Annotated in this window: 11 protein-coding genes and 1 riboswitch; of the genes, 6 read left to right on the top strand and 5 right to left on the bottom strand. The window is 70.6% G+C overall.

Annotation, left to right across the window (positions count from 1 at the left end; translation table 11 throughout):
* Nucleotides 1-4: 4 nt before the first annotated feature.
* A complete protein-coding gene (locus AB0F18_RS25265; protein WP_362064384.1) occupies nt 5-1,288 on the bottom strand; it encodes an extracellular solute-binding protein in 1,284 nt (427 codons plus the stop codon).
* Nucleotides 1,289-1,582: 294 nt separating this feature from the next.
* Here AB0F18_RS25265 and AB0F18_RS25260 point away from each other — a divergent pair, with 294 nt between their 5' ends.
* The 3 genes from AB0F18_RS25260 to AB0F18_RS25250 all read left to right on the top strand — a co-directional run bounded on the left by AB0F18_RS25260 (nt 1,583) and on the right by AB0F18_RS25250 (nt 4,875).
* Complete coding sequence (locus tag AB0F18_RS25260; RefSeq protein WP_362064382.1) at nt 1,583-2,347, top strand: GntR family transcriptional regulator; 765 nt, start codon at nt 1,583-1,585, stop codon at nt 2,345-2,347.
* Nucleotides 2,348-2,476: 129 nt separating this feature from the next.
* The gene (locus AB0F18_RS25255) at nt 2,477-4,678 is read left to right on the top strand and encodes a carbon starvation CstA family protein (RefSeq protein ID WP_362064380.1); all 2,202 of its coding nucleotides are present in this window, start codon (nt 2,477-2,479) and stop codon (nt 4,676-4,678) included.
* Entirely contained in the window at nt 4,675-4,875 is a 201-nt protein-coding gene (locus tag AB0F18_RS25250; protein WP_362064378.1) for a YbdD/YjiX family protein, read from the top strand. Before AB0F18_RS25255 ends, AB0F18_RS25250 begins: the two co-directional genes overlap by 4 nt.
* A 56-nt stretch (nt 4,876-4,931) precedes the next feature.
* Here the strand turns inward: AB0F18_RS25250 and AB0F18_RS25245 are convergent, their stop codons facing one another.
* Entirely contained in the window at nt 4,932-5,516 is a 585-nt protein-coding gene (locus AB0F18_RS25245) for a Uma2 family endonuclease (protein ID WP_362064376.1), read from the bottom strand.
* Between the two features lie 78 nt (nt 5,517-5,594).
* Between AB0F18_RS25245 and AB0F18_RS25240 the strand changes: the two genes are divergently transcribed.
* The 3 genes from AB0F18_RS25240 to AB0F18_RS25230 all read left to right on the top strand — a co-directional run bounded on the left by AB0F18_RS25240 (nt 5,595) and on the right by AB0F18_RS25230 (nt 9,836).
* Nucleotides 5,595-6,092: a GNAT family N-acetyltransferase gene (locus AB0F18_RS25240; RefSeq protein ID WP_362064374.1), complete on the top strand. Its 498-nt coding sequence runs from the start codon at nt 5,595-5,597 to the stop codon at nt 6,090-6,092.
* Nucleotides 6,093-6,150: 58 nt separating this feature from the next.
* Nucleotides 6,151-6,282, top strand: a riboswitch (cobalamin riboswitch).
* A 147-nt stretch (nt 6,283-6,429) separates the two neighbouring features.
* Nucleotides 6,430-8,820: a ribonucleoside-diphosphate reductase subunit alpha gene (locus tag AB0F18_RS25235; protein ID WP_362064372.1), complete on the top strand. Its 2,391-nt coding sequence runs from the start codon at nt 6,430-6,432 to the stop codon at nt 8,818-8,820.
* Nucleotides 8,820-9,836 (top strand): ribonucleotide-diphosphate reductase subunit beta, encoded by a 1,017-nt coding sequence (locus AB0F18_RS25230; RefSeq protein ID WP_362064370.1) that lies wholly within the window; start codon nt 8,820-8,822, stop codon nt 9,834-9,836. Before AB0F18_RS25235 ends, AB0F18_RS25230 begins: the two co-directional genes overlap by 1 nt.
* Before the next feature lie 253 nt (nt 9,837-10,089).
* On the opposite strand, the gene def is transcribed toward AB0F18_RS25230, so the two are convergent.
* The 3 genes from def to AB0F18_RS25215 form a co-directional block, all read right to left on the bottom strand.
* Nucleotides 10,090-10,725, bottom strand: a complete 636-nt coding sequence (def, locus tag AB0F18_RS25225; protein ID WP_362064368.1) for a peptide deformylase — start codon at nt 10,723-10,725, stop codon at nt 10,090-10,092.
* Nucleotides 10,726-10,783: 58 nt separating this feature from the next.
* Entirely contained in the window at nt 10,784-11,779 is a 996-nt protein-coding gene (locus AB0F18_RS25220) for a hypothetical protein (RefSeq protein ID WP_362064366.1), read from the bottom strand.
* A 105-nt stretch (nt 11,780-11,884) separates the two neighbouring features.
* The gene (locus AB0F18_RS25215) at nt 11,885-13,117 is read right to left on the bottom strand and encodes an HD domain-containing protein (protein ID WP_362064421.1); all 1,233 of its coding nucleotides are present in this window, start codon (nt 13,115-13,117) and stop codon (nt 11,885-11,887) included.
* Nucleotides 13,118-13,161: the final 44 nt, after the last annotated feature.

Raw genomic sequence — 13,161 nt, 5'->3', positions numbered from 1 at the left:
GCCGTTACTTGGTGATGCGGTTCGCGATTTCCTTGTCCGCGTCCGCGCCCGCCTTGGCCGCGTCCTCACCCTTCAGGACCTTGGTCATGAACTCCTTGATCGGGTTCGGCTCGGTCTCGACGTTCGCCCAGCCCGCGGTCACCGGGGTGATCTTGCCGTTGAGGCCGGCCTTGGCCATGGCCTCGGCGAAGGAGCCGGCGGCCGGGGTGAAGTTGGCGCCGACCTGGTTGGGCAGCAGCGCGCCCTTGACCTCGGCGGCGTACTTGGTCATCTGGTCCTTGCCGGTGGCGAGGGCCAGCCACTCCTTGGCGAGCTCCTTGTTCTTGGAGCGCTCGGCGACGGCGAGGTTGGAGCCGCCGAGGAAGACGGTGCCGGACTTGTCGGCCGTCTTGCCCGGGATCGGGAAGTAGCCGAAGTCGGCTTCCTTGCCCGCGTCCTTCAGGGCCTTCTCAGCACCGCCGGCCTCCCAGCCGAGGCCGATCCAGGAGGAGATGCCGCCCTTGGGGATGATGTCGGTGGACTGCTGCGGGGTGGCCTCGTCCTTGTCCTTGGGGGCCGTGGAGTAGGACTGGAGCTTCTTGTAGAAGTCCATCGCGGCGGCGGCCTGCGGGGTGGAGAGCTGGCCCTTCCACTTGCCGCCGTCCTTGACGGCGAGGTCGCCGCCCTCGTCCCAGATGAAGCCGGCGAGGATGTACCAGCTCTGGCCGGGCAGGTAGATCGGCTGGGCGGAGGGGTCGGACGCCTTCAGCTTCTCCAGGCCGGCGATCCACTCGTCGCGGGTCTTCGGCGGGGTGACGCCGGCCTTCTCGTAGGCCTTCTTGTCGTAGACGACGACGCGGTTGGCGGCGTACCAGGGGGCGGAGTAGAGCTTGCCGTCGACCTCGGCGGAGGCGAGCATGCTCTTCTGCCAGGCGTCGGCGCCGAGCTGGGCCTTGTCCTTCGTGAGGTCGGCGAGGCCGCCGGTGACCGCGTAACCGGCGGTCTGGGTGTTGCCGAGCTCCAGGACGTCCGGCGGGGTGTTCTCGGAGAGGGCGGTGGTGACCTTCTCCTGGATGCCGGTCCACTTCTGCTCCTCGACCTTCACCGTCACACCGGGGTGCTTGGCCGAGAACTCCTTGTTGACCTGCTCGATCCAGGCCTTCGGTGCGGATCCGTCCATCACCCAGACGGTGATCTCCTTTGCGCCACCCGCGTCGGACTTCGGCTTGTCGTCGCCGCCGTTGCCGCACGCCGCGACACCGGCCATCATGCCCACAACACCGACCGCCGCAATGAGCTTGCGCTTCACGCCACCCTCCTCAGGGATGCTGCTTTGCACCTTCCCTCGCCCGCCGCGGTGACGTACGTACCAAGTACTGCCCGTGGGGCCGGGATCTGATCCATATTGGTTTAGACCAGTACCGGGAGCTTGGCCTAGACCTTTAGGGGTGTCAAGGGTCTAATGAGCGGGTGCTCGGTCCGTTACCGGACCGACACCTGGGGGAGGGAGGAGGCCTGCCCTCCCACCCGTGTCACCATGTGACCGCACATATCGGAGGAGCCGGTGACGGCAGCGAAACTGGAGTCGGGAAGGCGGGCGGCGATGTCCACCGAAGGGGCGACCACGGAACCGGAGGGCGGGCCAGCCACTCGGACGGCGCGTGTACCCAAGTACTACCGACTCAAGCGGCACTTGCTCGACATGACCGAAACCCTCCCCCCCGGCACCCCCGTGCCGCCGGAGCGGACGCTCGCCGCCGAGTTCGACACCTCCCGGACCACCGTCCGGCAGGCCCTGCAGGAGCTCGTGGTCGAGGGCCGGCTGGAGCGCATCCAGGGCAAGGGCACCTTCGTCGCCAAGCCCAAGGTCTCCCAGCCGCTGCAACTCTCCTCCTACACCGAGGACATGCGCGCCCAGGGCCTGGAGCCCACCTCCCAGCTCCTCGACATCGGCTACGTGACCGCCGACGACACCCTCGCCGGACTGCTCAAGATCGCCACCGGCGGGCGGGTGCTGCGCATCGAGCGGCTACGCCTGGCCAGCGGTGAGCCCATGGCCATCGAGACCACGCACCTGTCGGCCAAGCGCTTCCCCGCGCTGCGCCGTTCACTGGTCAAGTACACCTCCCTCTACACGGCCCTCGCCGAGGTGTACGACGTCCGGCTCGCGGAGGCCGAGGAGACCATCGAGACCTCCCTGGCCACCCCGCGCGAGGCCGGCCTGCTCGGCACCGACGTGGGCCTGCCCATGCTGATGCTCTCGCGGCACTCGCTGGACGCCGACGGAGAACCGGTCGAATGGGTGCGATCGGTATATCGCGGCGACCGTTATAAGTTCGTTGCCCGCCTCCAGCGACCTGCTGTGTGATCAACGGTTGACGACCCTTCCGGCCCCGGTGGACGCTCGTACCGCTATACGGACGGGGGCTTACGTCCACCGGTAACCCCCCGTATATTCCGTGCGCTTACGCAGATGATCAACGAGGGGACGAGGATCATGTCGGAACCGGGAGCAACAGGAACACAACGGACACCGACGGCCAGGGCCACCCCGCAGTCGATCGCCGTATGGGTGCTCGTGGCCCTCGTCGGGGCCATCGGCTGGGGCGTGCTCGCGCTCTCTCGCGGTGAGGAGATCTCGGCCGCCTGGCTGCTCGCCGCCGCGCTGGGCTCGTACGCCATCGGCTACCGCTTCTACTCCCGGTTCATCGCGAACCGCGTGCTGAAGCTGGACAAGACGCGGGCCACCCCCGCCGAACGCCTCGACAACGGTGTCGACTTCCACCCCACCGACCGGCGCGTCCTCTTCGGCCACCACTTCGCCGCCGTCGCCGGCGCCGGCCCGCTCGTCGGCCCGGTGCTCGCCGCCCAGATGGGCTACCTGCCGGGCACGATCTGGATCGTCGCGGGCGTCATCTTCGCCGGCGCCGTCCAGGACATGGTGACGCTGTTCTTCTCCACCCGGCGCGACGGGCGTTCGCTCGGCCAGATGGCCCGGGACGAGATAGGCCCGATCGGCGGGGCCGCCGCCCTGCTCGCCGTGTTCACCATCATGATCATCCTGCTGGCGGTGCTCGGCCTGGTCATCGTCAACGCGCTGGGGCACTCCCCCTGGGGCGTCTTCTCCATCGGCATGACCATCCCGATCGCCCTCTTCATGGGCGTCTACCTGCGCTGGCTGCGGCCCGGGCGGGTCACCGAGGTCTCCGTCGTCGGCGTCGCGCTGCTGCTCCTGGCGATCGTGGCGGGCGGCTGGGTCGCCGAGTCCTCCTGGGCGGAGTTCTTCACCCTGGAGAAGGAGACCCTGGTCCTCTGGATGATCGGGTACGGCTTCTTCGCCTCCGTGCTCCCGGTGTGGCTGCTGCTCGCCCCCCGCGACTACCTGTCCACCTTCATGAAGGTCGGCACGATCGGGCTGATGGCCGTCGGCGTGGTCGTCGCCATGCCGACGCTGAAGATGCCCTCGGTGACCGACTTCGCCACCCGCGGCGACGGGCCGGTCTTCGCCGGATCGATGTTCCCCTTCGTCTTCATCACCATCGCGTGCGGGGCCCTGTCCGGCTTCCACTCCCTGGTCTCCTCGGGCACCACCCCGAAGATGATCCAGAAGGAGACCCAGGTCCGCGTCATCGGCTACGGCGCCATGCTCACCGAGTCCTTCGTCGCCGTCATGGCCGTGATAGCGGCGAGCATCATCGAGCCCGGCCTGTTCTTCGGCGTGAACTCCCCCGCCGGGGTCATCGGCACCACCGTCCAGTCCGCTTCGGCGGCGGTCGGGCACCTCGGCTTCGCCATCTCCCCCGAAGCCCTCGCGCAGGCCGCCAAGGACGTCGAGGAGACCACCCTGCTGTCCCGTACGGGCGGCGCGCCGACGTTCGCGCTCGGAATGTCGGAGATCTTCTCCGCCGTGGTCGGCGGGGCCGGGATGAAGGCGTTCTGGTACCACTTCGCCATCATGTTCGAGGCCCTGTTCATCCTGACGACGGTGGACGCGGGCACCCGGGTGGGCCGGTTCATGCTCCAGGACACCCTGGGCAACGTGCACAAGTCCTTCAAGGACGTCAGCTGGAAGCCGGGCGTGTGGGTGGCCAGCGCCGTCGTCGTCGGCGGCTGGGGCTACTTCCTGTGGGTCGGCGTCAAGGACCCGCTGGGCGGCATCAACCAGCTGTTCCCGCTGTTCGGCATCGCGAACCAGCTGCTCGCGGCGGTCGCGCTGGCCGTGTGCACCACGCTGCTGGTCAAGTCGGGCCGGCTCAAGTGGGCCTGGGTCACGGCCGTTCCGCTGGCCTGGGACGTGGCCGTCACCCTCACCGCGAGCTACCAGAAGGTCTTCTCGGACGACGTGAAGATCGGCTTCTTCGCACAGCGCGACAAGTACCAGACGGGCATCGACGCCGGGAAGGTGCTGCCGCCCGCCAAGACCATGGACGAGATGCACACCGTGGTCACCAACGCCACGGTGGACGGCGTCCTGTCGGCCCTCTTCGCGGCCCTGATCATCATCGTGCTGCTGGACGCGGCCCGGACCTGCTTCAAGGCCGTGTCCGACCCCGCGTCGGTCCGCCTTTCCGAGGTGCCGTGGACCGAGTCGAAGATCATCGCTCCGGCGGGGCTGATCGCCACGGCCGAGGAGAAGGCCGAGCTCGCGGCGGCCGGCCTCGACGGGGGCGGCGGCCGCGTGAAGGACCCGGTCGCGTGAGCGGCGCGGTCCGGGGGGCGCTGGCCAAGGCGCGGTACTACGTACGGGAGTTCTCCGGCGAGGCCGCGTACGACCGCTACGTCGCCCACGCCCGCTCCCACGACCCCGATGCCGAGGTCATGACCCGCCGCGCCTTCGAACGCGCCCGCACGGACGCCCGCGAGGCGGACCCGCGCGAGGGCTTCCGCTGCTGCTGAAGGGTTACTGATGGGCCCCGCTGGTCATCCGGCGGGGCCCATCCGCGTACGCGGGGTCAGCGCACCCAGTCCTTGAGGCGCTCGGTCTGGAGGGTGATGCCGACAGGGTCGGGGAGCGTGACGTCCTTGCCGAAGGGAACGGTACGTACGGTCTCGTACCGGTCGCCATCCGGGTCGCTGTAGACGAGAACCTGACACTTGAGCCGGTCGATGAGCAGGTAGACGGGGATACCGGTCTCCGCATAAGCGCGCGGCTTCTCGATCCGGTCGCGCCGCTCCGTGTCGGAGTCCCAGGAGGTCAACTCGACGGCCATCAGGATCGCGCCCGGATCCCCCCAGTCACTCTGCCCGACGAACGCGTCCTCGTGCGCCAGTACCCCGTCCGGAATGGCGCGGCCCTCCCGGTACCGTTCCGCCTTGATCCCCTGCCCTTGGTGCAGCCAGAAATCCGGGTGGCGCTGCATACAGATCCGCGCCAGCCACACGATGATCCGCCCGTGGTCCCCGTCCGGCATGGCCTTGCTCCTCAGCACCCCACCAATGAACTCCAGTCGCAGCCCCTCCTCCTCGCGGGCCGCCATACGGGCCAGGTGCTCGAACACTTCGGTCGTCATGTGGGGACGTTCGGTCATGACGGTCATGCCTCGCTCGCCTTCCTCGACGGTGCTGCTTCCGACGATAGCGCCGGGCACCGACACCCGTGGCGCACACTCGACCGCATGGACTTCGAGATCAGAACGGCGAGGGAAGACGAGTACGCGCGGCTCGGCGAGATCACCGGGCAGGCCTACACCGGGGACGGGCTGCTCGACCAGAACGAGGACGACCACTACCTCAACGTCCTGCGCGACGTCGCCGGCCGGGCCGGCGACGGGGAGGTGCTCGTCGCCGTGCGCGACGGGGAGGTGCTCGGCGGGGTGACGTTCGCCCCGCCCGGAAGCCGGCTCGCGGACGTCGCCGGCCCGCACGAGGCCGAGTTCCGGATGCTCGCGGTGGCCGCCGAGGCCCGCGGGCAGGGCGTCGGGGAGGCCCTCGTACGGGTCTGCGCCGAACGGGCCCGGGCCCTGGAGGGGGTCACGGCGCTGGTGCTGTCCACCCAGCCGGCCATGCGCGGAGCCCAGCGGATCTACGAGCGGCTCGGGTTCGTCCGTACGCCCGAACGGGACTGGTCGCCCATCCCGGAACTCACCCTGCTCACATACCGACTGGAGCTGTAACGACACGCTCCGCATGCACCCGACACAACATGTGGGGGCTACCGCATCGGGTCGCCCCCACATGTATGCTCATGCCTGCTGCCGCCGCAGGGGAATCCGGTGGGAATCCGGAACTGTCCCGCAACGGTGTGACGTACGCCCACCCGCGTATCCGCGAGTCCGAGGACCTGCCGGCAGTGCCCCCCGGATCGACCGAACCGGGGTGTCGATTCGTCCGGGCCTCGCGGTTGGGCCGGTGGACGCCATGTGGTGCCGAACGCGCTTGTGCGCGCGCCCGCATGCGCCCGCTCGCGCCCCGCTCCGCCGATGACCGGGCCGAGTGAGGGAGAGCTCCCCCGTGACCATCGCGCCCGCCGCCCCGCGCGCAGAGTCCGACCACCCCGAAGCAGAGGGCCCCGGCGCCGCGCTGCTGCGCACCCTCACCGAGCTCACGGCCGACCTCCCCGACACCGACCCCGGACGGGTCGCCGCCGCCGCGCTGCGCGGCCGCAGCGCCTCCGCCGACGAGGCCGAGCTGCGCGGGCTCGCCACCGAGGCCGCGGCCGGCCTGATCTCCGAGGACCCGGCCTACTCCCGTCTGGCCGCCCGCCTGCTGACGCTGGCCGTGGCCGACGAGGCCGCCGGCCAGGGCGCGACCTCCTTCGCCGAGTCCGTCGCCGTCGGCCACCGCGAGGGCCTGATCGCCGACCGCACCGCCGAGTTCGTCGCCGCCCACGCCGCCCGCCTGAACGCGCTGGTCGAGCACGCGCTCGCCGAGGGTGCGGACGACCGCTTCGGCTTCTTCGGCCTGCGCACCCTGCACAGCCGCTACCTGCTGCGCCACCCGATCACCCGCCAGGTGATCGAGACCCCGCAGTACTTCATGCTGCGCGTGGCCTGCGGCCTGGCCGAGGACGACAGCGTCCGCGCCGTCGAGGAAGTGGCCTCGCTGTACAGCCTGATGAGCCGGCTCGACTACCTGCCGTCGTCGCCGACCCTGTTCAACTCGGGTACGCGGCACCCGCAGATGTCCTCCTGCTACCTGCTGGACTCCCCGCTGGACGAGCTGGACTCCATCTACGACCGCTACCACCAGGTCGCCCGCCTCTCGAAGCACGCCGGCGGCATCGGCCTGTCGTACTCGCGCATCCGCGCCCGCGGTTCGCTGATCCGCGGCACCAACGGCCACTCCAACGGCATCGTGCCGTTCCTGAAGACCCTCGACGCCTCCGTGGCCGCTGTGAACCAGGGCGGCCGCCGCAAGGGTGCCGCCGCCGTCTACCTGGAGACCTGGCACGCCGACATCGAGGAGTTCCTGGAGCTCCGCGACAACACCGGCGAGGACCAGCGCCGTACGCACAACCTCAACCTCGCCCACTGGATCCCGGACGAGTTCATGCGCCGCGTGAACGCCGACGCCGAGTGGTCGCTGTTCTCCCCGGCCGACGTGCCCGAGCTGGTGGACCTGTACGGCGCCGAGTTCGACGCCGCCTACGTCAAGGCCGAGGCCTCCGGGCTGGCCAAGAAGACCATGCCGGCCCGTGACCTGTACGGCCGCATGATGCGCACCCTCGCGCAGACCGGCCAGGGCTGGATGACGTTCAAGGACGCCTCCAACCGGACCGCGAACCAGACCGCGCTGCCCGGCACGGTGGTCCACTCCTCCAACCTCTGCACCGAGATCATCGAGGTCACCAACGACGGCGAGACCGCCGTCTGCAACCTCGGCTCCGTCAACCTCGGCGCCTTCGTCGTCGACGGCGAGATGGACTGGGAGCGCCTGGACGAGACCGTCCGCACGGCCGTGACCTTCCTCGACCGCGTCGTGGACATCAACTTCTACCCGACCGAGCAGGCCGGCCGCTCCAACGCCAAGTGGCGTCCGGTGGGCCTGGGCGCGATGGGCCTCCAGGACGTCTTCTTCAAGCTGCGCCTGCCCTTCGACTCCGCCGGGGCGAAGGCCCTGTCGACGAAGATCGCCGAGCGCATCATGCTGGCCGCGTACGAGGCCTCCTGCGACCTCGCCGAGCGCAGCGGCCCGCTGCCCGCCTGGGAGCAGACCCGTACCGCGCAGGGCGTGCTGCACCCCGACCACTACGAGACCGAGCGCCACTGGCCCGAGCGCTGGGACGCCCTGCGCGCCCGGATCGCGCAGTCCGGCATGCGCAACTCCCTGCTCCTCGCGATCGCCCCGACGGCGACGATCGCCTCGATCGCGGGCGTGTACGAGTGCATCGAGCCGCAGGTCTCCAACCTCTTCAAGCGCGAGACCCTCAGCGGCGAGTTCCTCCAGGTCAACGCCTACCTGGTGGAGGACCTCAAGAAGCTGGGCGTGTGGGACGCGCAGACCCGTGAGGCGCTGCGCGAGTCCTCGGGCTCCGTGCAGGGCTTCGGCTGGATCCCGGCGGAGGTCCGCGAGCTGTACCGCACGGCGTGGGAGATCCCGCAGCGCGGCCTGATCGACATGGCGGCGGCCCGTACGCCGTACCTGGACCAGAGCCAGTCGCTGAACCTGTTCCTGGAGACGCCCACCATCGGCAAGCTCAGCTCGATGTACGCGTACGCCTGGAAGCAGGGCCTGAAGACCACGTACTACCTGCGCTCGCGCCCGGCGACGAAGATCGCCCGCGCGGCCTCCGGCACCGCCGTCCCGGCTGCCGCCACCCCCACCCAGCTGCCGCAGGCCCTGGACGCCGAGGCGCTGGCCTGCTCCCTTGAGAACCCCGAGTCCTGCGAGGCCTGCCAGTAATGAGCTCCACCGACAAGAAGAACCTCCTCGACCCGGGCTTCGAGCTCACGCTCCGTCCGATGCGCTACCCGGACTTCTACGAGCGCTACCGGGACGCGATCAAGAACACCTGGACGGTGGAGGAGGTCGACCTCCACTCGGACGTCGCCGACCTCGCGAAGCTGACGCCGGCCGAGCAGCACATGATCGGCCGTCTGGTCGCGTTCTTCGCGACGGGCGACTCGATCGTCTCGAACAACCTGGTGCTGACGCTCTACAAGCACATCAACTCCCCGGAGGCGCGCCTGTACCTGTCGCGCCAGCTGTTCGAGGAGGCCGTGCACGTCCAGTTCTACCTGACGCTGCTCGACACCTACCTGCCCGACCCGGACGACCGCGCGGCCGCCTTCGACGCGGTCGAGGAGATCCCCTCCATCCGCGAGAAGGCGCAGTTCTGCTTCAAGTGGATGGACTCGGTCGAGAAGATCGAACGGCTGGAGACGGCCGCCGACCGGCGCCGCTTCCTGCTGAACCTGATCTGCTTCGCCGCGTGCATCGAGGGCCTGTTCTTCTACGGCGCGTTCGCGTACGTGTACTGGTTCCGCTCGCGCGGCCTGCTGCACGGTCTGGCCACCGGCACCAACTGGGTGTTCCGCGACGAGACCATGCACATGAACTTCGCGTTCGAGGTCGTGGACACGGTCCGCAAGGAGGAGCCGGAGCTGTTCGACGACGCCCTCCAGCAGCAGGTCACCGACATGCTGAAGGAGGCCGTGGAGGCGGAGCTGCAGTTCGGCCGCGACCTGTGCGGTGACGGCCTGCCGGGCATGAACACCGACTCGATGCGCGAGTACCTGGAGTGCGTCGCCGACCAGCGTCTGGTGCGCCTCGGCTTCCCGCCGGTGTACGGCTCGCAGAACCCGTTCTCGTTCATGGAGCTCCAGGGCGTCCAGGAGCTGACGAACTTCTTCGAGCGCCGCCCGTCGGCGTACCAGGTGGCCGTCGAGGGCACCGTCGACCTGGACGAGGACTTCTAGTCCTCGCCCCTCCTCCCGTGCGCGACGCGCGCGGTGGCGGGAGAGACGCCAACGGCCGGTAATCGCCCATGACTTGACATTCGGGGCGGGTGTGCCTGGCCGCCGCACACCGGCGGTGGTGTGATCCGGGTACGCCACAGCGCGCGACCCACGCGCAGACCCCCCACAGGCGAAGGCCCCGCTCCGGAACGCTTCCGGAGCGGGGCCTTCGTACAGGTGCGGCGCGCGGCCGCGACCGGGACCGGTCGCGGGATCAGTCGTTCGGGACGATCTCGTAGCGCGGGGCGTTCTCCGCCATCTGGCGCAGCGCGTCCTTGCGGTCGCGCTTCGAGAGGCGGTCGATGTACAGGTAGCCGTACAGGTGGTCGGTCTCGTGCTGGAGGCAGCGCGCGAAGTAGCCGGTACCGCGGACCTTGATCGGGTTGCCCTGCGCGTCCTGGCCGGTGACCTCGGCGTAGTCCGGGCGGGCCAGGGAGGCGTACGCGGTGGGGACCGAGAGGCAGCCCTCGTTGGAGTCGTCCAGCACGCGGGCGGCGGCCGGCAGCTCGACGAGCTTGGGGTTGACCACGACACCGGTGTGGCGCACACCGTCGTCGTCGGGGCAGTCGTAGACGAAGACCTTGGCGTCCACGCCGATCTGGTTGGCGGCCAGGCCCACGCCCTCGGCGGTCTTCTGGCTGGCGAACATGTCGTCGATCAGCTGCGCCAGCTCGTCACCGAACTCGGTGACGTCCTTGCACTCGCGGTGCAGCACCGGGTTGCCGACCACCGTGATCGGGCGGGACGTACCGCGTTCGCGGTGGGCGAGCTCGCGCGCCTCACAGTCCTCGGTGTCCACGACGTAGCCCTCGTCGTCGATCGGGGTCACCTGGTTCTCCTGCTGCGCCATGTCCGCCGTACGCCTTCCCTCAAGTCCGTGGTGTGCCCGTACAGCCTACGGCCCGGGGTCAGCAGACTTCTTCGAGATCCCGCCACTCCCTGCTGTCGGGGCTGTCCGCGACCCAGCCGTCGAGCAGCCCGCGCACCAGACCGGCCGGGGCGGCGATGCCGCATTCGCGCTCGGGCACCCACAGCGAACCGGAGCCGGCCGTGCGGTGGCCCAGCGGGCCGGGGTGGCCGGGCTCGCTGTGGTCGTGCGGGTCGAGGTGGTCGCCGTTGCCCTCGCCGCTGGGCATCGTGCTCTCCGAACAGGTCCGGCACAGCAGCCGTACCGAGGAGGACCAGTCCTCGGCGGCGAAGCCCGCGTCGGAGGCCAGCTGCTCCAGGGCGTCGCGGTCGTCCTCGGTGGCGGCCTCCAGCAGCACCACCCAGGTCGGTACCGGGGAGGGCGCCCACAGCTCGATCTCGTCGAAGACGGGGTACGAGGGGCCGGCCGCGGTGACCCGCTCCCCGTGGGGCACCCCGTCGTGCAGGACGACCTCGCCCCAGCGCCGTCCCGAGGAGGGCAGCGGAATGGACAGGACCTCCATCCGGGCCGGATCGAGCCTGCGGCCCCATACGACCTCGGCCTCGCCCTCGGGCGACAGCCGCACGGCCGCGCTGCCGAGCTCCATGCCCACCGGTTCGCCCGTCCCGGCCGTGCTGTGCGGGTCGCCGGGCACCTTCAGCCCGTACGCCTGCCAGGCCCGGCGGGCCAGCGGCCAGTCCTGCAGCGCGGTCGCGGCGATGCCGACGTTCCACCAGTCGGGGGCGCCGGTCTCGCGGTCCAGCAGGGCGACGGCGCGCAGGCCGGCGGCCCGCGCCTGCTCCCAGTCGTGCCGGAACTTGTGGAGAAGGGCCAGGTTGAACCAGGACTCGGACAGCCAGGGCTCCAGGTCCGCCGCTCTGGTCAGGAGCGCACCCGCGTCCTCGTACCGACCGTCGCCGATCAGCGTGAACGCGCGGTCGGTGGCCTGCCGCCACGAGGCGGAGGGCCGATGCCGTACCTTCCCGAAGATCCTCACGATTCCCGCCTGCCGCTCCAATGGTTCAGCCTTGCGGACACCCTCACGGACACCCCTTACTGCATCCAACCATGCCCGCTCGGACGACCGCTCATTACCCATGGGTTACCCCGGCGGGACGGGAACGACTCTGCCGCGTCCGCCCCTGGCCAGAACCCTCGCCAGGGACTCCACGACCTCCGGCTGGTAGTCGTGCCCGGTGCCCAGGCGCAGCCGTTCCAGGGCGGCCAGTGAGCCACCCGGGTGACGGCTCGCCCCGGCCAGGTCGTCGTACGCGTTCACCGCGCGCACGATCCGGGCGGCGACGGGCTGCTCCCGGTACGGGTCGGCCTGCCGCTCCACGATCACCGCGACCTCCGCCGGGACCCCGGTCTGCCGCGCCACCTCGCCGCCGAGCCCGGCGATCCGGCGGGCCTCGTCCGGGGGCAGCTCGGCGGTGGCCCCGTCGGGGACGGGGTCGACGAGCGAGAGCTGGCCGATGTCGTGCATCAGGGCCGCGTACTCCAGCACCGTGAGCTCCCGCTCCGAGAGCCCGAGCTCCCGGCCGACGGCGCAGCTGAGGGCGGCGACCCGGCGGGAGTGGCCGGGGGCGGTGCAGCCGGCGATCTCGGTGGCCCGGGCCAGGGAGGTGATGGTCTGGCGGTAGGTGGTGCGGACGGCGGCGATCCGGTGGAAGGACAGCTGGGTCAGCAGCAGCGGGACGCTGAAGACCGGCAGGGCCCACAGGCCCGCCACGGCCACGCCGAGCGCCATCACGGCCCCGGTGGCGCAGATGGCGGGGCCGATCCCGAGCTGCGCGCGCAGTTCGTCGCGCAGCAGCGGCCCGTACGGCCACCCGGTGCGGGCTCCGGCCAGCGCGGCGGCGAGCACGGCGTCGCACAGGGCGGTGAGGCCCAGCAGGAGCAGCAGGAACAGGACGAGGTACGGGCCCTGCCCGACCCCGTGTTCCAGGCGGCCGGAGCCGTGGAGGGGCTGGAAGCAGGCGGCGGCGAAGGCGACGGCCAGGACCCGGCGGGCCACGTGGTCCAGGGCGGGGCCGTGGCCGCGGGCGATGTGCGGGACGCTCCCGGCGAGGGCGGCCGCGACGACGACGGCGACGATCTGGAGCACCCCGTGGTGGGTGGGGTGCCCGGCGTCCTGCCCGAGCAGGGCGTAGGCGAGGGCTCCGGCGGAGCCGAGGGGTGCGGGGCGGCGGTCCTCGGCGGGATGGTCGCGGCGGGCGAGTTCGCCGACGGTGACGAGGGTGGCGAAGGCGAGGGCGGTGCCGGGTTCGGTCACCCCGGTCCACAGGGTGTGGCCCAGCCCGGCCGCGGTGAGCGCGGCGGCGGTCCCGCGCACGGCCCACCCGGCGAGCGCCCTCACCGGCCGTCCCCGCCCGGTCC

It is taken from the genome of Streptomyces sp. NPDC029216 (assembly GCF_040648015.1).
In the GTDB taxonomy this organism is placed as follows: Bacteria; Actinomycetota; Actinomycetes; order Streptomycetales; family Streptomycetaceae; genus Streptomyces.
This window is presented reverse-complemented; position numbering and strand designations above follow the sequence as displayed.

Coding starts and splice junctions, on each gene's coding strand:
- AB0F18_RS25260 (WP_362064382.1), top strand. CDS start 1,583: ATGTCCACCGAAGGGGCGACCACGGAACCGGAGGGCGGGCCAGCCACT.
- AB0F18_RS25255 (WP_362064380.1), top strand. CDS start 2,477: ATGTCGGAACCGGGAGCAACAGGAACACAACGGACACCGACGGCCAGG.
- AB0F18_RS25245 (WP_362064376.1), bottom strand. CDS start 5,516: ATGACCGTCATGACCGAACGTCCCCACATGACGACCGAAGTGTTCGAG.
- AB0F18_RS25240 (WP_362064374.1), top strand. CDS start 5,595: ATGGACTTCGAGATCAGAACGGCGAGGGAAGACGAGTACGCGCGGCTC.
- AB0F18_RS25230 (WP_362064370.1), top strand. CDS start 8,820: ATGAGCTCCACCGACAAGAAGAACCTCCTCGACCCGGGCTTCGAGCTC.
- def (WP_362064368.1), bottom strand. CDS start 10,725: ATGGCGCAGCAGGAGAACCAGGTGACCCCGATCGACGACGAGGGCTAC.